General features: G+C 32.3%; 25 protein-coding genes and 1 CRISPR repeat array. Of the genes, 17 read left to right on the top strand and 8 right to left on the bottom strand.

The features are described from left to right. Window positions 1–193 precede the first annotated feature (193 nt). Window positions 194–715: a CRISPR direct-repeat array (repeat unit 30 nt; unit sequence GTTTAGAACATACCTATGAGGAATGGAAAC). Window positions 716–1102: 387 nt separating this feature from the next. The 7 genes from AS157_RS00905 to AS157_RS00875 form a co-directional block, all read right to left on the bottom strand. Then, window positions 1103–1828: an amino acid ABC transporter ATP-binding protein gene (locus tag AS157_RS00905; protein WP_077289022.1), complete on the bottom strand. Its 726-nt coding sequence runs from the start codon at window positions 1826–1828 to the stop codon at window positions 1103–1105. Next, window positions 1825–2475 carry an amino acid ABC transporter permease gene (locus AS157_RS00900; RefSeq protein ID WP_143608971.1) on the bottom strand — a complete coding sequence of 217 codons (651 nt, stop codon included), beginning with the start codon at window positions 2473–2475 and terminating at the stop codon, window positions 1825–1827. Before AS157_RS00900 ends, AS157_RS00905 begins: the two co-directional genes overlap by 4 nt. A gap of 12 nt (window positions 2476–2487) precedes the next feature. Next, window positions 2488–3225, bottom strand: a complete 738-nt coding sequence (locus AS157_RS00895) for a basic amino acid ABC transporter substrate-binding protein (RefSeq protein ID WP_077289023.1) — start codon at window positions 3223–3225, stop codon at window positions 2488–2490. A gap of 114 nt (window positions 3226–3339) precedes the next feature. Beyond that, window positions 3340–5145, bottom strand: coding sequence for a glutamine--fructose-6-phosphate transaminase (isomerizing) (gene glmS / locus AS157_RS00890; RefSeq protein WP_077289024.1), 1806 nt, complete (start codon window positions 5143–5145; stop codon window positions 3340–3342). Continuing rightward, window positions 5114–6115: a phosphate acyltransferase PlsX gene (gene plsX, locus AS157_RS00885; RefSeq protein WP_077289025.1), complete on the bottom strand. Its 1002-nt coding sequence runs from the start codon at window positions 6113–6115 to the stop codon at window positions 5114–5116. The genes glmS and plsX overlap by 32 nt, the downstream gene beginning before the upstream one ends. A 2-nt stretch (window positions 6116–6117) precedes the next feature. Next, the gene (gene rpmF / locus AS157_RS00880; RefSeq protein ID WP_075665598.1) at window positions 6118–6300 is read right to left on the bottom strand and encodes a 50S ribosomal protein L32; all 183 of its coding nucleotides are present in this window, start codon (window positions 6298–6300) and stop codon (window positions 6118–6120) included. 18 nt (window positions 6301–6318) lie between these two features. Beyond that, window positions 6319–6867 carry a YceD family protein gene (locus AS157_RS00875; protein ID WP_075665599.1) on the bottom strand — a complete coding sequence of 183 codons (549 nt, stop codon included), beginning with the start codon at window positions 6865–6867 and terminating at the stop codon, window positions 6319–6321. 48 nt (window positions 6868–6915) lie between these two features. Here AS157_RS00875 and AS157_RS00870 point away from each other — a divergent pair, with 48 nt between their 5' ends. The 14 genes from AS157_RS00870 to AS157_RS00805 are packed head-to-tail and all read left to right on the top strand — an operon-like array spanning window position 6916 to window position 21267. Further along, complete coding sequence (locus AS157_RS00870; protein ID WP_077289026.1) at window positions 6916–7875, top strand: lytic transglycosylase domain-containing protein; 960 nt, start codon at window positions 6916–6918, stop codon at window positions 7873–7875. A gap of 11 nt (window positions 7876–7886) precedes the next feature. Continuing rightward, window positions 7887–9491 carry a flagellar basal-body MS-ring/collar protein FliF gene (gene fliF / locus AS157_RS00865; protein ID WP_077289027.1) on the top strand — a complete coding sequence of 535 codons (1605 nt, stop codon included), beginning with the start codon at window positions 7887–7889 and terminating at the stop codon, window positions 9489–9491. A gap of 4 nt (window positions 9492–9495) precedes the next feature. Further along, the gene (gene fliG / locus AS157_RS00860; RefSeq protein WP_077289028.1) at window positions 9496–10506 is read left to right on the top strand and encodes a flagellar motor switch protein FliG; all 1011 of its coding nucleotides are present in this window, start codon (window positions 9496–9498) and stop codon (window positions 10504–10506) included. A gap of 7 nt (window positions 10507–10513) precedes the next feature. Further along, window positions 10514–11077, top strand: a complete 564-nt coding sequence (locus tag AS157_RS00855) for a 3'-5' exonuclease (RefSeq protein WP_077289029.1) — start codon at window positions 10514–10516, stop codon at window positions 11075–11077. Beyond that, window positions 11074–12306, top strand: a complete 1233-nt coding sequence (locus AS157_RS00850; protein WP_077289030.1) for a PhoH family protein — start codon at window positions 11074–11076, stop codon at window positions 12304–12306. Before AS157_RS00855 ends, AS157_RS00850 begins: the two co-directional genes overlap by 4 nt. Before the next feature lie 15 nt (window positions 12307–12321). After that, complete coding sequence (locus AS157_RS00845; RefSeq protein ID WP_077289031.1) at window positions 12322–12879, top strand: hypothetical protein; 558 nt, start codon at window positions 12322–12324, stop codon at window positions 12877–12879. Next, window positions 12873–15329, top strand: coding sequence for an ATP-binding protein (locus tag AS157_RS00840; protein ID WP_077289032.1), 2457 nt, complete (start codon window positions 12873–12875; stop codon window positions 15327–15329). Before AS157_RS00845 ends, AS157_RS00840 begins: the two co-directional genes overlap by 7 nt. A 1-nt stretch (window position 15330) precedes the next feature. Beyond that, on the top strand, window positions 15331–16032 hold the full coding sequence (gene pyrH / locus AS157_RS00835; RefSeq protein ID WP_077289033.1) for a UMP kinase: 702 nt from the start codon (window positions 15331–15333) through the stop codon (window positions 16030–16032). After that, entirely contained in the window at window positions 16032–16808 is a 777-nt protein-coding gene (gene ylqF / locus AS157_RS00830) for a ribosome biogenesis GTPase YlqF (RefSeq protein WP_077289034.1), read from the top strand. The genes pyrH and ylqF overlap by 1 nt, the downstream gene beginning before the upstream one ends. Continuing rightward, entirely contained in the window at window positions 16793–17260 is a 468-nt protein-coding gene (locus AS157_RS00825; protein WP_075665609.1) for a chemotaxis protein CheX, read from the top strand. Before ylqF ends, AS157_RS00825 begins: the two co-directional genes overlap by 16 nt. Further along, window positions 17260–17913, top strand: a complete 654-nt coding sequence (locus tag AS157_RS00820; RefSeq protein WP_077289035.1) for a 5'-methylthioadenosine/S-adenosylhomocysteine nucleosidase — start codon at window positions 17260–17262, stop codon at window positions 17911–17913. Before AS157_RS00825 ends, AS157_RS00820 begins: the two co-directional genes overlap by 1 nt. A 9-nt stretch (window positions 17914–17922) precedes the next feature. Continuing rightward, window positions 17923–19014, top strand: coding sequence for a D-alanine--D-alanine ligase family protein (locus tag AS157_RS00815; protein WP_077289036.1), 1092 nt, complete (start codon window positions 17923–17925; stop codon window positions 19012–19014). After that, on the top strand, window positions 19011–19724 hold the full coding sequence (locus tag AS157_RS00810) for an alpha/beta fold hydrolase (protein ID WP_077289037.1): 714 nt from the start codon (window positions 19011–19013) through the stop codon (window positions 19722–19724). Before AS157_RS00815 ends, AS157_RS00810 begins: the two co-directional genes overlap by 4 nt. Before the next feature lies 1 nt (window position 19725). Next, window positions 19726–21267: a Mur ligase family protein gene (locus AS157_RS00805; protein ID WP_077289038.1), complete on the top strand. Its 1542-nt coding sequence runs from the start codon at window positions 19726–19728 to the stop codon at window positions 21265–21267. A 46-nt stretch (window positions 21268–21313) separates the two neighbouring features. Here the strand turns inward: AS157_RS00805 and AS157_RS00800 are convergent, their stop codons facing one another. After that, window positions 21314–21946, bottom strand: a complete 633-nt coding sequence (locus AS157_RS00800; RefSeq protein ID WP_077289039.1) for a redox-sensing transcriptional repressor Rex — start codon at window positions 21944–21946, stop codon at window positions 21314–21316. Window positions 21947–22266: 320 nt separating this feature from the next. Here AS157_RS00800 and AS157_RS00795 point away from each other — a divergent pair, with 320 nt between their 5' ends. From AS157_RS00795 to AS157_RS00785, 3 genes are read left to right on the top strand one after another with little or no spacing between them, the layout of a single operon-like run. Further along, window positions 22267–22530 (top strand): NAD(P)H-dependent oxidoreductase subunit E, encoded by a 264-nt coding sequence (locus AS157_RS00795; protein WP_077289040.1) that lies wholly within the window; start codon window positions 22267–22269, stop codon window positions 22528–22530. Continuing rightward, a complete protein-coding gene (locus AS157_RS00790) occupies window positions 22527–23987 on the top strand; it encodes a monomeric [FeFe] hydrogenase (RefSeq protein WP_197023174.1) in 1461 nt (486 codons plus the stop codon). The genes AS157_RS00795 and AS157_RS00790 overlap by 4 nt, the downstream gene beginning before the upstream one ends. Continuing rightward, window positions 23984–24262 carry a (2Fe-2S) ferredoxin domain-containing protein gene (locus AS157_RS00785; protein ID WP_077289042.1) on the top strand — a complete coding sequence of 93 codons (279 nt, stop codon included), beginning with the start codon at window positions 23984–23986 and terminating at the stop codon, window positions 24260–24262. Before AS157_RS00790 ends, AS157_RS00785 begins: the two co-directional genes overlap by 4 nt.

Genomic DNA, 24262 nt, shown 5'->3' with positions numbered 1-24262 from the left:
TTAATAAAATATCGATTGTAACTAATTGTAACGTTTGGGTTAAGGTGAAAAATATAAGGAATATTCGATGACCTTTTCCGTTAACAAAAAAAGCTTGTATATGGCTTAAAATAACGTGTTTACTTTAAGGTAACTTCCGGTTAATCAAAACGAAAATAATGTGGTTTATAATAATTTATGAGGTTCTTAATTGGTTTAGAACATACCTATGAGGAATGGAAACTCTGATTTTACTTTGGTTTAGGGTATGTTGTTTTTGCCGAGTTTAGAACATACCTATGAGGAATGGAAACAGTTGTAACTCTCGCGACCTTTCCTGAAGGTGCAAAAGTTTTTTGTTTAGAACATACCTATGAGGAATGGAAACTCTAATAAAGCGAACAAACGTTCAACATAAACAAATTCATCTGTTTAGAACATACCTATGAGGAATGGAAACTTTATAATCCTTTTTTCAATATTTTTTCTTGCCATAATATGTTTAGAACATACCTATGAGGAATGGAAACCAATTGCTACCATTCCAATGTATATACCCTATATCGTTTAGAACATACCTATGAGGAATGGAAACCGAAAAAAATTCTTTCGTCACTTTTTAGAACTCTTATCAGTTTAGAACATACCTATGAGGAATGGAAACTACTTAGCCCCTCGGTTTCATATTCGCTATCTCTATCTCTTGGTTTAGAACATACCTATGAGGAATGGAAACCTATTTTTACTTCTTTTTATCTTTGTGTTTGTTTAAAAATAAAAGGAGAGATGATATAATCTCCCCAGATTTGAGAATAGCATACAAGAAAACTCATAAAATATGAATTTGTTATGTTTTCTGGAATTTATACATAAAATTTTTTATTTATTTTTAAAAGAAGTATTTTATTATGTTTTTGCATCTATCTTTTGTTTTTGAATTAATCCTTTCCTATTTTTTAAACAACCCCAAAAAAATAACATAAACCATAAAATTTTACAATAAAAAGAGATACAAAAAACTAAACAGCATGGTCTGGTGAAGTACCGAAACCATGCTGTTTGATAAATTAATAAATTGATTTTTTATTTATTCCACTTTCGAAAGTAAATCTAAAATTGTAGGTTATTTTAATATGTGTCTTAAAAATTCTTTTGTCCTCTGATTTTTTGGCTCTTTGAAAAATTCTTCTGGCTTTCCTTCTTCTGATATTACTCCTTTATCCATAAAGATTATCCTATCTGCCACTTCCCTTGCAAATCCTATTTCGTGTGTTACCACTATCATTGTCATACCAGATTTTGAAAGATCCTTCATTACCTCTAAAACTTCACCTACAAGTTCTGGATCAAGAGCAGATGTAGGCTCATCAAATAACATAAGCACGGGATCCATCATTAATGCTCTTGCAATGGCAACCCTTTGTTTTTGACCACCTGACAAATTATCTGGATAATATTCTATCTTTTCACTCAAACCCACCCTATCTAGCAAACTCTTTGCTTTTTCTACTGCCTTTTCTTTTGACATCTTTAAAACCTTTGTAGGTGCAAGGATCAAGTTTTCCAAAACGGTCATATGTGGAAATAAATTAAAGTGCTGAAAAACCATACCAATTTTTGTTCTTATTTCGTTTATACTCTTATCTTTTTCTATTTTTTTTCCAAGAAAAATTATCTCACCCTTTTGATAATCTTCCAAATGATTTATACACCTTAAAAAAGTACTCTTTCCACCGCCACTTGGACCAATTATTACTATAGTCTCTCCTTTTTCAACCCTTAGATTCACACCTTTTAATACCTTTAACTCTCCAAAACTTTTATGCAAATCTCTAACTTCCAAAATCATGCTATCTCCATCCTTTTTTCTACAACCCTTACAATTCTAGATATTGTAAACGTCATCACAAAATAGATTATTGCTATACCAAAGTATATGGAAAATGTTTGAAAGGTTCGTGTTATCACAAATTGACCACGCCTCATAAGTTCGGTAACTCCAATTATAGATGCAAGCGAACTATCTTTTGTTAGTGTGATAAATTCATTTCCAAGGGCTGGTAAAATGTTTTTAAAAGCTTGAGGAAGTATAATATACCTCATAGTTTGAAAATGGGACATTCCAAGGGATCTTGCAGCTTCATATTGTCCCTTTGGTATAGATTGTATACCAGCTCTAACTATCTCTGCAATGTATGCGCCACTGTTTAAACCTAAAGCTACAATTGCTGCTGGATATGCTTCAAGTTGTATGCCAAGTTGCGGTAATCCAAAATAAACTATAGATATTTGAACTAAAAGAGGTGTCCCTCTTAAAAATTCAACATAAACAGTTGATGGTATATTAATTACCTTCAATTTGGATAATCTACCCATACCAATAAATGTTCCAAGAATCAATCCAATTAAAACTGAAAAAAAAGTGAGTTTTAAGGTATCCCAAGCTCCCAAAAGCAAAAATGGTAAATTTTCTAAAACAACCTCTATTGCTTCCATTATTTTCCCCCTTTAGAACCACTTTTCAACTAAAATATCATATGGACTTTTAAACATATTTGAAATAACACTGTTGACAAAATCTAACAATTCTTTGTTTCCTTTTTTTACTCCAATACCGTATTTTTCCCCTGTATCTATCACAGAAGAAATCAAGAATTTTTGGAATTTCTTTACATACGCATTAGCCACTGCCTCATCTAAAACTACTGCATCAACACGTTTGTTTTGAAGTTCAAGAAACGCATCTGTAAATTTTTGAAATCTTGTAACTTTTATTCCTTTAATCTTGGAAACCACCAAATCACCTGTTGTTCCCAATTGAACAGCAACCTTTTTTCCTTTCAAATCCTCAAGTGATTTTGGAGAGAAATTCTCACCTTTTCTTACAACTATCGATTGGTTGGCGTTAAAATACGGAATAGAAAAGTCAATCACTTTCGCCCTTTCATTTGTTATCGTCATACCCGCAATTATTAAATCAATCTTATCAGACATAATCGCAGGAATAAGCGAATCAAACGGAAGGTTTAATATTTTGAGTTCAACCCCAAGTTCATTTGCTATCTTTTTTGCAATGTCAATGTCAAAACCTACAATACTGTTATTTTGATCCACAAATTCAAACGGCGGAAAAGTAGGTTCCGTACCAACAATTAATACTCCTCTTTCTTTTATCTCCGATAAACTTGCTGTAAAAAACACTGAAACCATAAAAACAATAAATAAAACAGCGACCAACTTTCTCATACTATCCCCTCCTTGTTGTAATACTTGGTAATTTAATTTTAACACATTTAACCTAAAAATAACATGATATGATAAAAAAAATACGGAGTGATAACTCACTCCGTATTTATTATCTTACTCAACTGTAACACTTTTTGCTAAATTCCTAGGTTTGTCCGGATCATATCCCCTCATATCCGCAATTAAATAGGCAAACAATTGAATCACTGGCGAAATTGTGAGTGGATACATATCATCAGGACTATCAGGAACGTATATAATATCATCTACTATCTTTTCCAGTTCTTTGTTACTTTCATTTGTAATTGCAATTATTCTAGAATTTCTTGCCTTTGATTCTTCTATATTACTCTTTGTTTTTTCGAATAAATTATCCTTTGGTGCTATTGCAAATACTGGAAAAGTTGGATCAAGCAACGCTATTGGTCCGTGTTTTAACTCCCCGGCAGGATACGCCGTTGCATTTATATAACTTATTTCTTTTAACTTTAGCGCTCCTTCAAGTGCTGTTGGATAATTTATCCCGCGTCCAATATACATAAAGTGATGATAATTTTTGTAATACGATGAAATTTCTTCAAGATCTATATTGTTTAGAATTTTTCTAAAAACCTCAGGTGCCTGCTTTAAAAACTCAAAATCTCTTTGAAGTTCATCATTCCAAATTCCTTTCATTCTCAACAGGTGCATACCTAAAATATAGAGTACCATAAGTTGATTAACATAAGTTTTCGTAGCAGCCACACCGATTTCAGGACCTGCATTCATGAATACAGTAACATCACTTTCTCTTGTAATAGTAGAGCCAACTACATTTGAAATTGAAATAACTTTTGCACCTTTTCTCTTAACAAGCCTTACCGATTCAAGCGTGTCTGCAGTCTCTCCAGATTGGGATATAGCAATAACAAATGTATTATCATCTACATGTATATTCCTATACCTAAATTCAGATGCAACATCCACTTCTACATCTATATTTGAATGTTTTTCAACAAAATATTTAAATACAAGACCTGCATGATAACTAGTGCCACACGCCACAAGTTTTATTTTTTCAACCTTTTCAACGTTAAATTCCTTTAATTCATTTAAAACAGGTCCTTCAAGTGTTACCCTGCCTACAAGTGCACTTTCTATTGCTTCTGGTTCCTCCATTATTTCTTTTAACATAAAATGTTTGTACCCGCTTTTTTCAGCAGATGCTTCATCCCAATCTATATGGTATACTTTTCTTAAAACTACATTCCCACCTAAATCAGTTATTTTATATTCTCCATCTTTTAAGAGCACCACATCTCCATCTTCCAAAAAGACTACATCTTTTGTATACCGCAAAATAGGTGTAACATCCGATGCAAGCACAACTTTTTCTTTTCCTCTTCCCAAAACAAGCGGACTTCCTTTGCGTGCAGCTACAAGCATATTACTAAAATCAGAATGCATAACCACAATCGCGTATGCACCCTTTAAAAGCTTTATAGCATCTAAAACCGCTATATATAAATCTCCTTTAAAGTGTTCTTCAATTAAGTGCGCTATAACCTCTGTATCTGTATCCGATTTAAAAACATGACCCTTTGCCTTTAACATTTCTCTTAATTCATAGTAATTTTCAATTATTCCATTATGTACTATGGCGATTTTGCCCGTACAATCCGTATGCGGGTGTGCATTTATATCATTTGGAATCCCATGCGTTGCCCATCTTGTGTGTGCTATTCCAATTGACGTCCTCTTTTGAGGTATCTTTGATTTTAAATTTTTAATTTTACCTATGGATTTCTGTATTGATATCTTTCCGTTATCGTAAAATGCAACTCCTGCTGAGTCATATCCTCTGTATTCAAGTTTTTGCAAATCTTCGACAAGCTCTTTTAAATTAAATTCAGTTCCCACTATCCCTACTATTCCACACATCTTTTATTGCCTCCTCAATTTTCGAGGTCAACGAAATTTCTATACCTTGTTTTGCAACCTTTAGTGCGTGATATATTGCAACTTCATCCGAATTCCCGTGGGCTTTAACCACAATTCCATTCACTCCTACAAAAAACGTTCCACCATACTTTCTCGGATCCAATTTTTCTTTTAACTTGTTAAAAACGGGTTTCATAAGAAGTGCGCCAAGTGCGGAAATTATGTTCTTTTTTATGTTTGACTTTAAAATTTCAATTACTAATTTTGCAGCACCTTCCATTGTTTTCATGGCAATATTTCCATGAAAACCATCAGCGACTACAACATCTACCTTTCCCATGTTTATATCATTTCCCTCAATGTTTCCTTTAAAGCTTTCTCCAAATTTTTCTCTCAAGAGTCTAAAAGCTTCTTGCTCTTTTTTTGTGCCTTTATTTTCCTCAGTTCCTACATTTAATAAACCAACCTTAGGATTTTTTATTCCCATAAATTTTGCGTATTCAACGCCCATTATGGCAAATTGCAAAAGTGTAGATGGTTTAACATCAATATTAGCACCCGCATCTGTAAGTATGCAAAAACCATCCTTTGTAGGAATTGGCACGGCAAGTGTAGGCCTTTCTATTCCTTTTATCCTTCCTACAACAAATGTAGCACAAGCTAGTAGTGCACCTGTGTTCCCTGCACTTACAACTGCGTCCACTACGTTATCTCTCACCAATTTGCAACTTTGATACATAGTACTATTTTTGCGTCTTATAGCTTCTGTTGGTTTTACATCCATGGGCAGATAATCTTCCACAACAACCTTTCTACAATTACTTGGAAGGGAAATTTCCTTAAAATTTTTCTCTATACCTACCAAGTAAAGTTCAACATCTGGATTATCTTTTGCAAAAGCCAAAGCGCCAGCCATGATCTTCGCTGGCGCAAAATCACCACCCATTAAATCAATAGCTATTTTTTTCATAGTTATTCTGCAACTTCAAAAATTTGTTTTTTACCATAGTGTCCGCAGTTCAAACAAACTCTGTGTGGAAGTTTCGGTGCACCACAATTTGGACAAACAGATACGGGTACGGAAAATGCTTTGTAGATTTTTGCCCTTTTGTGATGGGTTCTACTTCTTGACCTCTTTTGTTTTGGTACTGCCACGAAAAATCCCTCCCTTGATTAATTATTGCTTAATTTTTCCTTTAACTTCAAAAGTTTTTCAAATCTAGGGTCTATCGAAAATTCTTCCATTTTTTCACACTTGTGATCCGGATGTAAATTTAAATTTTCACCACAATACTGGCACAAACCTTTACAATTTTCGTCACATACAAAAACATCAGGAGCACTTACAACAAGTGCTTCTATTATTCTCTCTTCAAGATCTATTACTTCTCCTTTGTAGTATATCACATTTTTTAGATTTTCTATTTCAGAATCTTTAAAATTTGGTTCACTTTCTAAATCGTATATTCCCTCTATTGTTCCTTCAAGTTCTAAAATAGATGTTTCAAGGCATCTATCACAAGGTCTTTCGATCTTTCCCTTCACTACTCCACCTACTATTATTGTGTTGTCTGTATAAACTATAGAGATTTTCACGTGAAATACGTTATCTATTACTTTGTAAGTTCCTGTGTGCAAATTAATAGTCTCTGTATAATAATCATCTTCTATTTTCATATGTCTTTTCGCTATAATATCTTTTACTTTTATTTTCCAAATCATTTAAATCACCTCTAATTTATGGTATCATATTTAATTAGGAGGGATTCTATGAAAAAAGCACTTTACGTTTTTCTATTAATAATTGCATCAAATCTATATGCCTTTATGCTAGATCCTTTGAATTATATTACCAAATCTAACCTTGGTTTGCAAGTACAATTTTATAACAACGCGGGAAAAATATCCATATACACCCCTTATGTTTACAAAATTGTTTCATACAATACATTTACCGATACCATGCGATTCCCAGAAATAGTCAAAGGACTAGCATACATAGAATCTGGTTTTAACATACATGCCCTTTCAAATATCGGTGCAATGGGGGTTGCTCAATTTAAGGCAGATGCAGCGTTGGATTATGGAATAAACAATGTATGGAATCCAAAACAAGCGCTTCTTGGTGCTGATAGAATGATAAGGTTTTATTACCAAAAATATCAAGATATATATACTGTTTTGGCGATATACAATATCGGAGAAACAAACTATAAAAAAGGAAAATATCTAGACGCGGGAAAAAACTACGCAAGAAAAGTAATCTCTGCTTCAAGGAAAATTAGCAGAAATACGAATTTATACGATAGATATGTGTTATACTTACAAAGTGGGTTTTTAAATGAAAGTACAAATACTTCGTTTTTTGAAATTGGTAGTATTTTTGATTATCTAGGAATTATTTACTTTGATATATCTTCAAAGTTAATCATCCAAGAGAATAACTATCCTATAGAAATTGGTGGAAAGTCTTATTTTAGATTAGATCATTTTTCGTCAATTGTTTTCGGGTATAATTTAAGGTATAATATTAATATATCAATTGGTCCCATTTTAGGTTACTCGCACTTTGAACCTGTCGGCACAAATTATGAGTTATCTTATGATTTTTCAAAGGGATTTAGTTTAAAAAATTTCCAATTTGAAGTGGGATACGGGAACAAGTATTGGCGTATTGGCCTTGGTTTTGATCCAGACTTTGAAAACTTTTATCTTAGATTTCTATACTGAGGTGATATTCCTTGGAATGGTTTAGAAAATTCTTAGATAGTTTGTCAAACATCCCAAATTTTTGGAAAAAGCTCAATAAAAACCAAAAAATAGCATTTACTTCATTAATTTTAGCAATAGTCTTTGCACTAGTGGTTGCTGTAATTTTAAATGCTCCAAAATATGTATTGTTAATCACCGCAAACAACGAAACAGATGCAGGCGCAATTATACAACAACTGGAATCGCAGGGAATACCATACAAAGTCGAAGCAGGTAATAGGATATTTATACCTTCTTCTTACAATGTATACGAAGTAAGGATGAAACTTGCTTCCAGTGGAATTTTAGGTGCATCTTCAAAGGGATTTGAACTACTTGATCAGAGCAGTTTTGGTGCAACAAGTTTTGATAAACAAGTCAATTATCAGAGGGCTTTACAAGGAGAACTAGAAAGAACCATTGCAACTATTAACGGTGTAAAGTATGCAAGGGTGCACTTAACTCTTCCTAAATATACCTACTATGTACGTGGTGAGATGGCTGAAACGCGCGCATCCGTTCAATTGGTACTAGAACCTGGAGCAACTATCTCAAAAGAACAAGTTAAGGGAATCGTATACCTTTTAACAGGCGCAGTAGAAGGGCTAAAACCGGAAAATGTAAAAGTGGTGGATAATTTTGGAAGGGCATTAAGTGATCTTGTAAACTTTGACGAAAACACATATGCTGCTAACACAAAAACGGAATTAAAAATGCAACTTGAAAACTATTATCGAAACAAAATACAACCTGCCCTTGAAACTGTATTTGGCTTTGGAAAAGTAGAAGTAATAACCGATATAAACCTTAATTGGCAAAAGATCGAAAAAACCATCACAACTTATTCTTCTCCAAAAGGAGGACTTTTAAGGAGCAAAGAAACAGAAACTGAGAAATCCACCGTTAAACCCGCAGACGGTGGGCCTGTGGGGACAGAATCAAATATTCCAACAACTTACTATCAAAGCGTAGAGGGATCAAATAGTTCACTGTATGAAAAATCACACGAAATTACAAATTACGAATTAAACCAAATAGTGGAAAACGTCGTACAAAATATGGAAGGAGAAATAGAAAACATATCTGTTTCTGTTATAATAGATTCTTCTTCAACAGTCTTTAATACAGTCTCAAAAGACGAAATCAACAAATTAGTATCAGATATAATCCAAAAAAGTATAGCAGCTAATGCAAGCCCATCGAATATTTCTTATTCTCTTGCCTTTATCCCATTTAGTAGAGAACTTGAAGAACAATATCAACAATTAATCCAAACAGAACAATTAAAAAAGGATATTGTTTTCAAAATAACACTCCTTTTGATTGCAACAGTGTTGATGTTCTTTAGCTCATATGGAATATTACTACAAATTAGAAAATCAAAAGCAAGAAAACTTGTACTTCAAAGGTACAAAATGCTAGAAGAAGAAGCACAGAAATTAGTAGAAGAAGAAGGAGGACAAGAAGCAGAAGAAATACTCAGCGAAGCACAAAAGGTTATAGAAGAACTAAAAGATTACGCAAAACAACTTGCAGTAAAGTCCCCTGAAGAAACTGCAGCCATAATTAAGATTTGGATGTCTGAAAGAGGGTGAGCCAATGCCAGATAAAGTTAATATACCTGGAAAGAGAAAAGCTGCAATACTTTTGGTTTTAATGGGTCCAGAAAATGCGGCAAATGTATTAAAGCAACTTGAAGAACAAGATGTCGAAACACTCACAATAGAAATTGCAAATCTTGGTAAAGTAACAGACGACGAAAAAGAACAAGTTCTATCGGAATTTAAAGAGCTTTCAAAAGCAAGGGAAATGTTGCTTTCTGGTGGTATAGATTATGCAAAAGAAATGCTTATCAAAGCCTTCGGTCCAGAAAGAGCAATGAAGGTTATTGAAAGGCTTGTCTCAAATCTTCAAGTAAAACCGTTTGAATTTATGAAACTTGCTGATCCCATGCAAGTTGTTAATTTTTTACAATCAGAACATCCACAAACAATTGCTTTGGTGTTGAGCTTTTTAGAACCGCCACTTGCAGCTAAAGTGTTGTCCGCGCTCCCAGAAAATATTCAAGCAGAAGTGATAAAGAGAATAGCGTTACTCGAACGTGCATCACCTGATGTGGTAAGGGAAATAGAAAAGAACCTTGAAAAGAAATTCAGTGGAATTGGTATGCAAACGTTAAGTCAAGTGGGCGGTGTAGATACAGCGGCGGAAATTATCAATAATATAGATAGGGCAACGGAAAAAAGCATTATGGAAAAACTCGGGTATGAATCTCCAGAACTTGCAGAAGAAATCAGAAGAAGACTATTTGTCTTTGAAGACTTGCTTAAACTCGATGACAGATCAGTACAACTTGTGCTACGTGAAGTTGACACAAGAGATCTTGCAGTTGCACTAAAAGGTGCATCAGAAGAACTAAAAGAAAAGATATTCAACAACATGTCCAAGAGGGCTGCACAACTTTTAAAAGACGAACTGGAATTTATGGGACCTGTAAGGGTAAAAGACGTGGAAGAAGCACAACAAAAAATTATCAATATCGTAAGAAGATTGGAAGAAGCAGGAGAAATAGTAATTGCAAGGGGTGGAGGAGAAGAATTAATAGTTTAGGAGGTAAATCGTGGAAGAAAATGTATATTGCGTTCTTGATACAGAAACAACAGGCCTTAACCCTTGGTTTGGCGACAGAATCATTGAAGTTGCAATTGTACCTGTATACAAAGGAAAAATAGTTGATAGCTGGATATATCATTCATTGGTAAACCCAAGTATTCCTATTCCAGCATTATCTGAAAAAATCCACGGTATTTCAAATGCACAAATTGCAGATGCACCAGGTTTGGAAAGGGTTTTAGATAATATAAGAGCATATACAAAAGACACTATATTAGTGATGCACAATGCAACTATGGATCTTTCATTTTTGGATATTGCGACAAAAGAAGTAGGTCAATTTCCTATAAATGCAAAATACATAGATACCCTGGAAATATCCGAAAGTTTATACGGAAAACGCAGAAGTTTGGAAAGTCTTGTAAAAGAATTTAAACTAGGAAGTAAAGTTCCACATAGGGCGCTGCAAGATGCTATTTTAACTGCTAAAGTATTTTTAAAATTATCGGAAAAAATTGGTATTGAAAACTTACGAGAATTTGTAAGATTTTGGGGGGATGGGCAATGATTAAAAATTTTGTATTAGATACAAATGTATTAATACACGATCCAGAATCTATTTATGCATTTGAGGACAACAATGTAATAATACCACTTCCCGTACTTGAAGAACTTGATAATTTAAAAAGACAAACGGGAAGTCTTGGAAAATCTGCAAGGCATGCAATAAGGGAATTAGATAGTTTAAGACAGAAAGGTAAGTTATCAGAAGGTGTTAAACTAAAGAATGGTGGGAAGATACAAGTCGTATTTTTAAAGAAAAAAGATCACGAAGACATAGATTTTCTATACGAAAAATACATAGACAACTGGATTTTGGTCTATACACTACACATTTTAAAATCTACAAAACAACCTACTTTTTTAGTATCAAAAGATATAAACTTAAGAGTCAAGGCGGATTCCTTGGGCATACCTTCCCAAGACTATCTTTCCGATAGATCAGAACTTCAATCTTTGACTCCCGGATATTTTGAATTTCATAACATAGAAACCTTGGACAAAGGTTTATTATATCCAAACGCATACATAGACAACTTGGATAAATATTACAGATTCGACGGCGAGAACCTATTACAAATGTCCAGAAAAATAACAGCGTGGAATGTAAAGCCAAGAAACAGGGAACAATTTTTCGCAATGGACGCTCTACTAAATGACAACATAAAATTAGTCTCATTAATTGGAATGGCAGGAACTGGTAAAACCTTCATTACACTTGCTTGTGCGCTACAAAAAACATTTACAGAACAAAAATACGAAAAAATAATAGTGGCAAGGCCACTTGTGGCAATGGGCGGAAAAGATATTGGTTATCTACCGGGAAGCTACGAAGAAAAAATGAAACCCTGGATGTCACCTATTTACGATAATCTAGAATATCTTTTTAGACTTTCCAATACAAACATGAAAGAATTCATGAAAAAAGGTATAATTGAAATAGAAGCACTAACATATATTAGGGGAAGATCCATCCCTGATCAATTTATAATAATAGATGAGGCACAAAACTTAACTCCACACGAAGTTAAGACAATTTTAACTAGGGCAGGTGAAAATACAAAAATAGTACTTTTGGGTGATCCATATCAGATAGATACTCCATACTTAGATAAAGACAGCAATGGACTTGTATATGCCGCAAGTAGATTTTTAAACAGCAAAATTTCGGCACATATAATCTTGCAAAAAGGTGAAAGATCCTTATTAGCCACCGAAGCAGCTAATCTTCTTTAAGGGGGTTTAAGATATATGGAAATTAAAGTCGCAAATTTAGAACTGTATTCTGTACCTTTTCGGGTAAGCATGTTATGGAATATAATATATCAACTAAAACTTTCCGTTTTAGATTTGCTCTCGAAACAATACCAAGATGCCCACTTTATCTTTTATAATGTATTAGGTGAATATGGAACATACGACAAGGTTGAAGAAATACTTTCGGTTTATTTTAAAGACTTTGAAATACTAGATGAAAAACTTGAGTTTAGCACCTCTCCTATTAATAATTTACCGGTTATTGAAAAAGATGGAAAATTAGAAAGACTCGACTGTGAAACATTGGGGATTTATTACCTAAACAACTTAAATAAATTACCAGAAAAAAAATATTCAAAAAACATACTTGTTGTAAATGAACTAGTTGATAAAAAGAGGATAGACGCCTTAAAAGACGACTATATTGTAATTTCTCAAAACAAAGAATTAGATTACAAAAATTTATTTGAAAGAAAAGTACTAGAGGATATAGAAAACGACACCACAAAAGCTGTACTTCTTGATCTTTTGCGAGGTGGTAGCGTATGTTGATTAAATCATTAAAAATAAATGGATTTGGAAAGATAAAAAACAAAGAATTAAAGTTCAAACCTGGATTAAACGTTATATTTGGCCCTAACGCTTCTGGAAAAACAACTATAGCCTACTTTATTCTTAACGCTTTATCAAAACCAGGCGATGAAATCAAAAAATACGAGCCCTGGAACCATTACGAATTTGGTGGTGAAATAACAACGGATGAAGGCACATTCAAAGTGGATTTTCTAAATGGAGAATTTAACACTCTTGTCGATAGAGAACTCTTTGAAACAGTGGGGTTTATAAAGGAAAACGAAAAATTAGACCTGTTAAGGGAAAAAGATTCCTTTGTTATAGGTTATATGAAAAAGAAAATGCAAAAAAATGAGTGGGGAATAAGATTAACTGAAGCTATTGCAGCTTCAAATAATTATTTCGAAAAAGTCCAATATTGCATTGAAGAATTAAATAAAAAAATAGTTGAACTTGACGCACAAATTTTGGATATAAAGAAAGAAATTGAAAAATACAATAAAGATATACTGTACAAAAAAGAATTGAAAAAAGAAAAGGAAAAAGTTGAAAATGAATTAATCATCAAACAAAGTAAATTGGAAGAAGAAAAGGGAAAATACATAAAGGAATTAAATGACAAAATAAGAAGCTTGAGTTTAAAAAAAGAAGAATTAAACATGTCTTTACAAGAATTTTCAAGAATCTCCAAAATTGATAGGGAAAAAATAGTACAAGTTAGGGACTTTATGAATACACTAGAAGTACTCAACAAAAACATAGATGGAATTTCAAAACAATACAACGAACTTTTAAATAATTTAAAAAATATTGAATCCCTATTAGAGGGAAAAATGAAAAATTTGAATATAAAAGATGAAAAAGAACTTGAAACGGTCAACCTTAAAATTAAAAATTTAATTTTATTAAAGAAGATGTATGACGAAAAGAAAAATAAATTAGAAGATATACTAGAGGAAAACCCACTTTGGAAACTCTTTACTGAAAAGGAAAATTTAATTGATGAACTGGAAGAAGAAGAAGCAAAACACAAAGAAAACCAAAACAAAATACAAAAGAAAATTGACGATCTAAAAGAAAATTTAAATAAAATTTCTTCTTCTATAAAAATTCACAAGGATTTTTCTTTTGTCTTTTTCTTTGCGGCTTTGATCTCGTTGATTTTTGGCTTTGTTATGAAAAACATTTCACTTTGGTTATTTAGCGGAACAATCATCACGGGTATTGCTGGATTTATTGAAACAGTTCTCTGGAGAAAAAAGGAAGGAACAGCAGAAATAATAAGAAACGAAATAGATGAATTGATGAAGAAAAAAATAATACGTCCTAGGTACTTAAGCTTACTAAGAGAATATAATTTAAAGTCACTAAAAGAATTAAGACAAAGATACTACGAATTTATTGAATGGAAGACAAGAAAGAAAGATTATCAAAGTACAAGTGAAGAATTTAAAAGGTTAGAATCTGAAATTTTAAAGGAATTAAAAGATTTTAATTTGGGAAGTGCTGCCCAAATTATAGATTCCGGTATTTCTTACCTTGAAAGGTTGGTAAATGAAGTACAAAGGCTAATTCTTACAAAATCCTCGTTGGAAAAACAAATATATGAAGTAAAATCCGAAATGGAAAATCAATTAAAGAAAAAAGATGAAACAACACTTACCCTCAATAAATTAGTGGAAGAACTAAAGCTCTCACTTGATGAAATCAAAAATTTTGATAATCTATACGGTAAATATCTAACTATAACGGAAAATATTACAAGGGTAGAATCTGATATTGAAAAATACCAATCTATGTTGGACAACGAAATATTACCCGAAGAAATCAGAAATTTGGAATTTGAAATAAAAGAATTACGAAGAAAAAATAAGGAAATTGAAGAGGAACTTTCAAAAGAGCTAAAACAAATTCCCTCTTTTGAAACTTTATTGGAAAAAATACAGGAAAAAGAAAAAATTATAGGAAAAATCGAATCTCTAAAAGTATACTTATCAAATATCTCAAAGGCAAAAGAAATATTAAGAAAAAGACTAGAAGAATATGTGGAAACCTATGGAAAGAAATTCAAGGAAGAATTTACTAAGATATTACTTTCCATAGTAAATGAAACCATGCCAATTATTGTCGAGGATAACCTTTCTGTAAGGTTAAATATAAACGGTGAAAAATTAAATCCAGAGGAATTTCTAAGTGCTGCTACTTTTGATCAAATGTTATTTGCATACAAAGTTGCACTCTTTAAAACTATGGCAGAACACAACCTTCCATTGATAATTGACAACGCTTTTATAAGGTACGACAACGAAAGACTAAAAAGAGTAATAGACATCTTAAATCACGAATCAAAGAGAAGGCAAATAATACTATTAACAAGTGACATTAGACTGGCAAATACTTTTAAGGATATTGTTAAGTTGGAGGGATAATATGTACAAAAGAATCCTCTTAAAACTCAGTGGAGAGGTACTAAGCGGTGAAGGTGAAAAAGGATTCAACCATGAAAACATCATATACCTTGTTGAGGAGTTAAAAAAGATACTAGAATACGGGACAAACATGGGAATCGTTATTGGTGCAGGTAACTTATTTAGAGGCAGAGAAATGCAAGAGTTATCCCCAACTATTGCAGATCAAATAGGTATGTTGGGAACGGTAATAAACGCATTGTATCTGAAAGATATTTTTGAAAAAAATCACCTAAGAACTGTCGTTGTTTCACAAGTAACATCTCTACCGTCGATAAGACCCATACATTACGATGATATAAACCTATACTTTGATGCAGGATACGTTGTAATATTTGCAGGCGGAACAAGTAATCCATTCTTTACCACAGATACAGCTGCCGCATTGAGAGCTGTTGAAATGAAAGCAGACATACTAATTAAAGGTACAAAAGTAGACGGTATATACGATAAAGATCCAAAAAAATACAACGATGCAAAGAAATTTAATATGCTCACTTTCGATGAAGCAATAGAAAAAGGATTAAAAATTATGGATACCGAAGCATTTTCCATATGTAAAAGGTATGATATGAAAATACTTGTTATGGACTTCTTTAAAAAGGGTAATCTACTTTCCGCTGTAAGGGAGGAAAATGTAGGTACTTTGGTGGTGCCCAAGTAATGTGGTATCCAGGACACATAAGTAAGGCAAAAAGGAAAATAAAAGAATACCTAAAAGCGGTTGATACAATTTTAATTATTTTAGATGCGAGGGCTCCACTTGCAACTACCGCTTTTGAAAGAGAATTATTTTTTGGAAAAAAGATCCTTTATATTTTAAACAAATCAGATTTAGCAGATGAAAACTACACAAATCTGTGGATAAAAAAAATAAGTGAAAAATCACCTGTTATATCTTTTTCAAAAAAAGAACCTGTAAGTAAAATTAAAAAATTTATTAAATCCTTTTCAAAAGAAAAATTAAAAGAAACACGTGTATTAATAGCAGGTGTTCCAAATGTGGGAAAGTCGTCTATAATAAACAAAATTTCAGGTAGAAAGCTGGCAAAAACGGGGATGGCTCCAGGTATAACAAGGGGGTTACAATGGATAAACTTGGGAAATGTAAAATTACTCGATACCCCTGGAATATTATACTCAAAGCTATTTAACAAAGACATAGCTGCTAAATTACTCCTTATTGGTTCTTTACCTGTAGAATCAATAGAAAAATATGATATAATTACTCGGGCATATGAACTTTTTAAAGATGAATTAAACATCAATAAAAGCTTTGAGGAATTTTTGGAAGAATATGGAAAACAAAGGGGATTTATCTCAAAAGGTGGAATTGTGGACTTTGAAAGAACCAAAAATAATATATTCAAATCAATTTCAGAAGGAAAATTTGGACGGTTTACATACGATAAGGAGGTGAATCTATGGATGCAAAAATAATTAACTCACTAATTTCAGCGGTAAAATCTACCTTTAAAATGGTACTTAAAGTTGAACCTAATGTTTCAAAACCTTCAATCTCCAAAGGAATTGAACCAAAATACCCCATAGTTACAGTTATAGGTTTTAATGGAGACATAGATGGTAACTTAATTTATTCTTTTAACAAAAACACAGCAATTAAAGTGGTTAGTACCATGATGGGAATGCCATATGAGAATCTAGATGAACTTGCATTGAGCGCATTAGGTGAGTTGGGAAACATGACTAGTGGATCAATTGCAATGGAACTTGAAAAAGTAGGGTATAAAGTAGATATTACACCTCCTACTGTAATCACAGGTAAAGATATTCAAGTTACCGCAGAAGGTGTAATATTAAAACTTCCTTTGAATATCTTTTCAGAAGGAGATTTTGAAGTACATATGGTAATTAGAGGTGGAGGGAAATAATGATTGTTATAACCAGTGTCTTAAGGGAAGAAATTTTAGGTGCTTTTAGGGAACTACTTCCCGTTTTAGAAAATGGTGAAATATTAAAAAGGCCTTATATGAGGGGATTAATAGGTGCAAATGAAGTGCTACTTGTATATGGATTAATTGGAAAAGTTGAATCTGCAATGATGGCCCAAGTTTTAATAGATAAATTCAATCCTAAATACCTAATACATTGCGGTTCGGCAGGCGCAATAAACGAAAAAAGAAAAATTGGGGATATAGTTTGTGGAACAAAGTACATAGAACACGATATAGGGTTTAGAGAAAAAACGGTATCATCATTTAAGGCTTCTGATGTTTTAGTTGAAAGAATATACGATATATACAACGATACAATTTTTGGGATTATTGCAAGCGGTGATTCTTTTATAAACTCAAAAGAAGAAAAGGAAAGAATTTACAAAGAAACACAAGCAGAAATAGTAGATATGGATAGTGCGGCAATAGCAAAGGTTTGTGCAGAAAATGGTATAGAATTTTGTTCGTTGAAAATAGTAGTAGACAAAGGTCTAGAAAGCAGTGAAATAGAGATAAAAAGTAATTTCAAAAGGCTTGCACCATTTCCCTCTGCCATTATTGCCGAAATGTTGCAAAAACACCTGTTATAGGAGGGATATATGCTAAACGTCGGAGTCTTTTTCGGTTCAAAAAGCGTTGAACATGAAATTTCGATAATAACAGCAAATCAAGTCTTATCTTCCATAGATAGGAAAAAATACAACGTTGTTCCCATTTACATTTCAAAAAAAGGTGAATGGTTTACGGGAAAAATACTTGAAAATATAGAAAATTTTAAGGATATTGATTCCACGTTAAAAAAAGCCAAAAAAATTGATGTTATTCTTCCCCAAAAAAACAAATTAGTTTTAAAATCAGGATTAAAAAAGTACTATATCGACTTTTGTTTCCTTGCATTTCACGGAACAAATGGAGAAGATGGTACATTTCAAGGTATGTGTCAATTTTTTGGCATTCCTTTTTCTGGGAGTGATTTTTACTCTTCTGCATTTTCAATGGACAAGGTTATAACAAAAATTCTATTAAAAGAAAAAGGTATATCAGTAGTAGATTTTAAATATACAACAAAACCTAGTGAGGATTTTTTAAAAAAATGCGAAGAAGAATTAAGCTATCCCATGATAGTGAAACCTGCAAGATTAGGTTCAAGCATAGGTATTTCAAAAGTTGACAATAGAGAAGAACTAAAAGAGGCAATAGATCTTGTTCTTAAATTTGATGATAAAGTACTGATAGAAAGGTGGATTGATGCAAAAGAAGTAAATTGCGCCGTAATGGGTTATAAAAACATTTTGGTATCAAAGCTTGAAGAAATAGTAAAAGAAAAAGAATTTTTTGACTTTGAGGAAAAATACTTTAAAAAAGGCAAAAAATTTTCCAATCATATTATTCCGGCAAATCTGGATGAAAAATTAGCAAAAGAGGTAAAAAAAGTAGCTATAGAAACATTCAAGGCATTGGAATGTGTAGGAAATGTAAGGATAGATTTTCTAGTAACAGACAAAGTATACGTAAACGAAGTAAATTCTATACCAGGTGCATTGGCATTTTATCTGTGGCAACAAAGTGGTTTTACATTTTCACAAATAATCGATAACATGATAAATATAGGACTTGAAAGGGCCAAAGATAAGGAAAATAAAATCTTATCTATCAATACAAATCTTTTAAATTTAAAGGTGGGTAAATGATACATTATGAAATAATCCCTAAAGGTAAAAAAAATATACTTTTCTTGCACGGTTGGGGTGCAGATTTTTCTTATTTTAAACCAATTGCAGAAAAATTAGAATATACCTCAATATTAGTTGATTTACCCGGTTTTGGAAAAAGTTCAAAACCTCCTTTTGTAATGTCTAGTTTTGATTATGCAAATACTATTGAAAAATTTATTGAATCATTGAACTTAGATAGCATATCTTTGGTAGGACACTCTTTTGGCGGAAAGATTGCCGCTATTTTGGCATCAAAAAATCCAAAGTGGCTCGATAAATTAGTAATAATTTCTGCACCTGGTATAAGAAGAAAAAACTTAAAGTTAAGATACAAAGTATTAACTTATAAATTACTGGTAAAAGTATTTAAATTTTTAAACTTCAACACACAATATTTAAGAGAAAGATTTGGTTCAGAAGATTTCAAAAATTCTCAAGGTATAATGCGCGAAATTTTAAAAGTCGTGGTAAATGAAGACATATCCGAGGAATTAAAGAAAATAAAAAGTGAAACGTTAATTATTTGGGGCGACCTAGACGATTCTGTCTCTTTTGATGTTGTAAAAGAATTTGAAAGATTAATCCCAAATTCAAAGCTTATAATCTACAAAAATGTCTCACACTTTCCATTTTTGGAAAATTACGACAGATTCTTAAACGATTTAAAAACATTTTTAGGAGGCTAGTATGCTTGAAAAGATATTTTTGCTCCTATTTGTTTCAAATTTTGTAATTAGATCCATTTATTCTCTTCATATGCTACAACTTGAAGAATATTCCGAAAAAAAATATTTAAAATGGATATTTTCACATCTTAACAGGTACTTGGTTAATCTACTATTTGTACTATCTATTGTCTTTTATTTTTTCAACCTATACATTGCAATTGCATTGTTGGTAATTTCAATATACGTTGACTTGCGATACTTTGTTTTGGTTAAAAAGAAAAAACCACTTGTTTTTACAAAACGCCTAAGAAGATTATTATACGTTTCATACGTAATTTTTGGTTTTTGTTTACTATGGGCTATACATTCAAGCAGTTTATTATCCGAATCTATTTTATTTTTCATAAGCTTATTTAATTCATTTTATTATTTTTTAATAAATGCGTTAATGCTTCCTATCGAACACTTAATCAATGAATACTACTACAAAGATGCTAAAAGAAAGGTAAAACATCTAAAACCACAAATTATAGCAGTAACGGGAAGCTATGGAAAAACAAGTACAAAATACTTTCTTACCCATCTCATTAGCGAACACTACAAAACACTTATGACACCGGAAAGCTACAACACTACAATGGGAATTACAAAAGTAATCCGCGAAAAACTAGATAAGTCGCACGAAATATTTGTCGTAGAGCTTGCGGAAAATGACAACTACGGATATGATAAATTACTTGACTTACTCCACCCAGATATATCCATATTAACTTCTATTGGTATACAACACCTTGAAGAATTTCACAGTATGGAAAATATAATAAAAAATTTTAAAAACTACCTAACAGATAAGAGGATAGGGAAAAAAATTGTAGTAAATTTAGACGATGAAAACATAGAAAAATTAATAAAAGATATAGATGCAGAGGTTATAACTTGTGGAATAAAAAATGAAAAAGCACAATACAAGGTAAAAGATTTAAGACTGGAAAAAGATGGCTCACAATTTATACTTAAAACTCCCAACAACCAAGAGTTTGAAATAAAAACAAATGTATACGGAAGGGAAAATATAATAAATTTACTACTTTCCATTGTTAGCGCTTTTGAATTAAAGGTACCAGTGGAGGAAATAATAGAAAGGGCTAAAAATATAGCCAAACCAAAACACAGACTAGAAATAGTTAGAGACGATACAATAACTGTAATAGATGATACCTTTAATTCGAATCCAAAGGGGTTTAAAATGGCACTTGAATATTTATCACTTTTTAATGATAGAAGAAAGATATTAGTAACTCCTGGTTTTGTGGAATTAGGAGAAAGAGAAGACGACGAACATTACAAATTGGGAAAATTAATATCAAAGTACGTAGATGTTGTATTTTTGGTGGATAAAAAAAGAACAAAAAAGATTTTAAAAGGGCTAAATGATGCTGGGTTTAAAGGAGAAATCTTTGTTGTAAATTCCTTGGATGAAGTTATCGAAAAATTTAAAACATTTCTAAAACAAGGTGATGTAATATTATTTGAAAACGATCTTCCCGATAACTACGCATAACCCCCCAAAAACGGGGGGGATGGTGTGGTGCTCATGTTGGCACTTTTCACTTTTCTGTCAAAATATGTTTTATAGTAAGTATCCCAGAAGTAATATCTTGATTTTCTACTATTATAGTTTCTGGTACTTTTAGTATAGCAGGCGAAAAATTCCAGATTGCCTTTATCCCTTTTTTTATTAGTAAATTTGCTACCTCTTGAGCGCTTTCTTCTGGAACACAGATAATACCTATCCTTACTTTAAATCTTTTTATAACCCTCTCAAGAAAAGACAAGGGAAGAACAGAAAGTTCTCCCACAAAACTTCCTATTTTTTTTGAGTCATTATCAAATATTGCAACAACTCTTATTCCTATATTCTCAAATCCTGCGTATTTTGCAAGAGCACTTCCAAGACTTCCTGCACCAACTATTACTATATTCTCCAAGGTCCCCGTACTGAACAACTCACCAAGTTCTTCTATAAGTGAAGGGATATGATAGCCTTTTTTGGGTCTTCCAGTAATATTAAGATGCGTAAAGTCCTTTCTTACTTGTTCTGGTTTTATGTTAAATTTATTTGCAAGCTCATCAGATGATATATAATCTTCATCGATTTGCATCAAATACGCATAGTACTTTTTTAGTCTTTCAAAACTAGGTCTAGGTATCTGTATGGGCCATTTATCTTTTTTTGTCATCTTCCTTTAACACCTCTTTTATATTTTGATGTTTGCCTTGTATATTATTTTATCATCCACAACCATTTTTGAAAACTTCCCACATTTTTATTTATACATTAAATATTTTTTAAACATATCTGCTTCAAGAAAGACATTTTTTGTAATTCTACCATAAACTACTACTATTTTATGGTAAAATAAATTAAAACTAAATTACAAAATTTTTCGTTTCTTTTTTTGTTTCTTATTGTTAATCTTGGTTAAACAAAAAACTAAAAAAATGATGGTAACATATAATTGTGAAAAATATTACAATATGTGTTAAGGGGGGGAATCATATGGATAATCCAAAGAAGGTCGACGTAGAGGTTTGTGTTGGAACTACCTGTCATTTGATGGGATCAAGTATATTGATAGATACAATTGAAAATCTTCCTGAAGAAGTAAAAGAACATTTAAATTTTAAGTGTTCTTTATGCTTTGGTGATTGTAATGAAGGACGTACCCCTCCGATAATAAAAGTGAATAAAATCACATATCACGGAGTTACACCTGAAAAATTAAAGGAAATAATATTTTCATGTCTGGAGGAGATCAAATGAGAAGATTTGTTCTTAATAATGTAATTAAGTTAAGAAGAATGATATATATGGAAATAATTAAAAGTTATAAAAGTGGAAATCTTAAAGAAATTCTTCCAAAAATACCAAGAAAGTTAATTCCAGATACTTACAGTGAAGATAGGAGACGTATTTTTTACGAACGTGAAATTTTAAAAGAAAAGATAAAGTTTGTTCTCGGACTTGATTATAAAAAGGTTAAAGATCTTGAATTGTATGAAATAGCAGAAAACATAGAAAAAATCGCAAATAGTACATCAACGTTATTAGCAGAAAATCCTGAATTAGGAGTAATAAAGGATGTTTGTAATGACTGTCCAGGTGGAAAATACTATGTGACAGATTTATGTAAAAACTGTATAGCACATTCTTGTATGGAAGTTTGTCCAAAAAAAGCTATAACAAGTTCAGGAAATCGTGCGATTATAGATTACGATAAATGTGTTAGTTGTGGTCTGTGTTCATCTGCTTGTCCATATGATGCTATTATTAAACTTGAGCGACCTTGTGAGAAAAGTTGTATACCGAAAGCCATAGGAAAAACAAAGACAAGTCCCATAGAAGTTTCTCAAGAAAAATGTACCGGCTGTGGTGCTTGTCTTGTGGCGTGTCCATTTGGAGCACTTGAATTTCCTTCGCAAATATTGCAAGTTGCACATAAACTAAGTACAGGTGAAAAGCTATTAGCTATATTCGCACCATCTGTAGTATCTCAATTTGGAAGAAAAGTTTCCGTTCAACAATTTAAAAAAGCCTTAAAAATAATGGGGTTTGCAGATGCATTTGAAGTTGCAATCGGTGCTGATTTAGTTGCAAAAGAAGAAGCCAAACATTTCATAGAACATGGTGGTCCTATGTTAACTTCTTGTTGCCCGGCATATGTGAATTTTGTAAAGAATGAGTTCCCTAATCTTGCTGAATACATATCACCAATAGAATCACCAATGGTTATGCTTGCAAAAAAATTAAAAAAAGATTATCCAGATCATAGCATAGTGTTTATAGGTCCATGTTTAGCTAAAAAACTCGAAGCATTTGAAAAGAAAATACCCGAATACGTCTTAACATTTGAAGAAATTGGTGCAATGTTTGCTGCTTTGCAAATTGAGCCCGCTGAATGTGAACAGGAGACATTAAATGAAGCAACAGGAGTTGCATGGGGATTTGCAACATCAGGTGGTGTAAGTAATGCATTAAAATACTATGTTAGAGAAATAGCGGGAAATGAAAAAGCTGAAAGTATAAATATTACGGTTGCCAATGGACTTGCAGAATGTAAACACGTTCTTGAAAAACTCTCAAATGGCAAACTAGACACAGATATAATTGAAGGGATGGCCTGTGATGGGGGATGTATTGCTGGCCCTGGCGTTTTGGCAGATCCACGTATTGCAAAAAGCCTACTTAATATGTTTATTAAAAATGGGGTGAAAAAATGAAAGAAACTGGAAAGAAAAAAATATATATTTGTATGGGGAGTGCTTGTCATTTAAAGGGAGGAGAAAAGGTAGTTAGAACTTTTCAAGAATTAATCGATAAATATGAGCTTAAGGACAAAATCGAATTGAAGGGATCATTTTGTCTCGGCCCTTGTGCTCAGGCTGTAGTTATAAAAGTTGAAGAACAGTTGATAACAAATGTCTCTCCGGAAAATGCCAAAGAAATATTCGAAACAAAAATACTTCCCGTAGTTAATGGGAAGGAGGAAAATTAA

The sequence above is a fragment of the Thermosipho sp. 1244 genome, from assembly GCF_018588215.1.
Lineage (GTDB): Bacteria > Thermotogota > Thermotogae > Thermotogales > Fervidobacteriaceae > Thermosipho > Thermosipho affectus.
The sequence above is the reverse complement of the archived record's forward strand: the minus strand, read 5'-3'. Positions and strand labels throughout refer to the sequence as shown.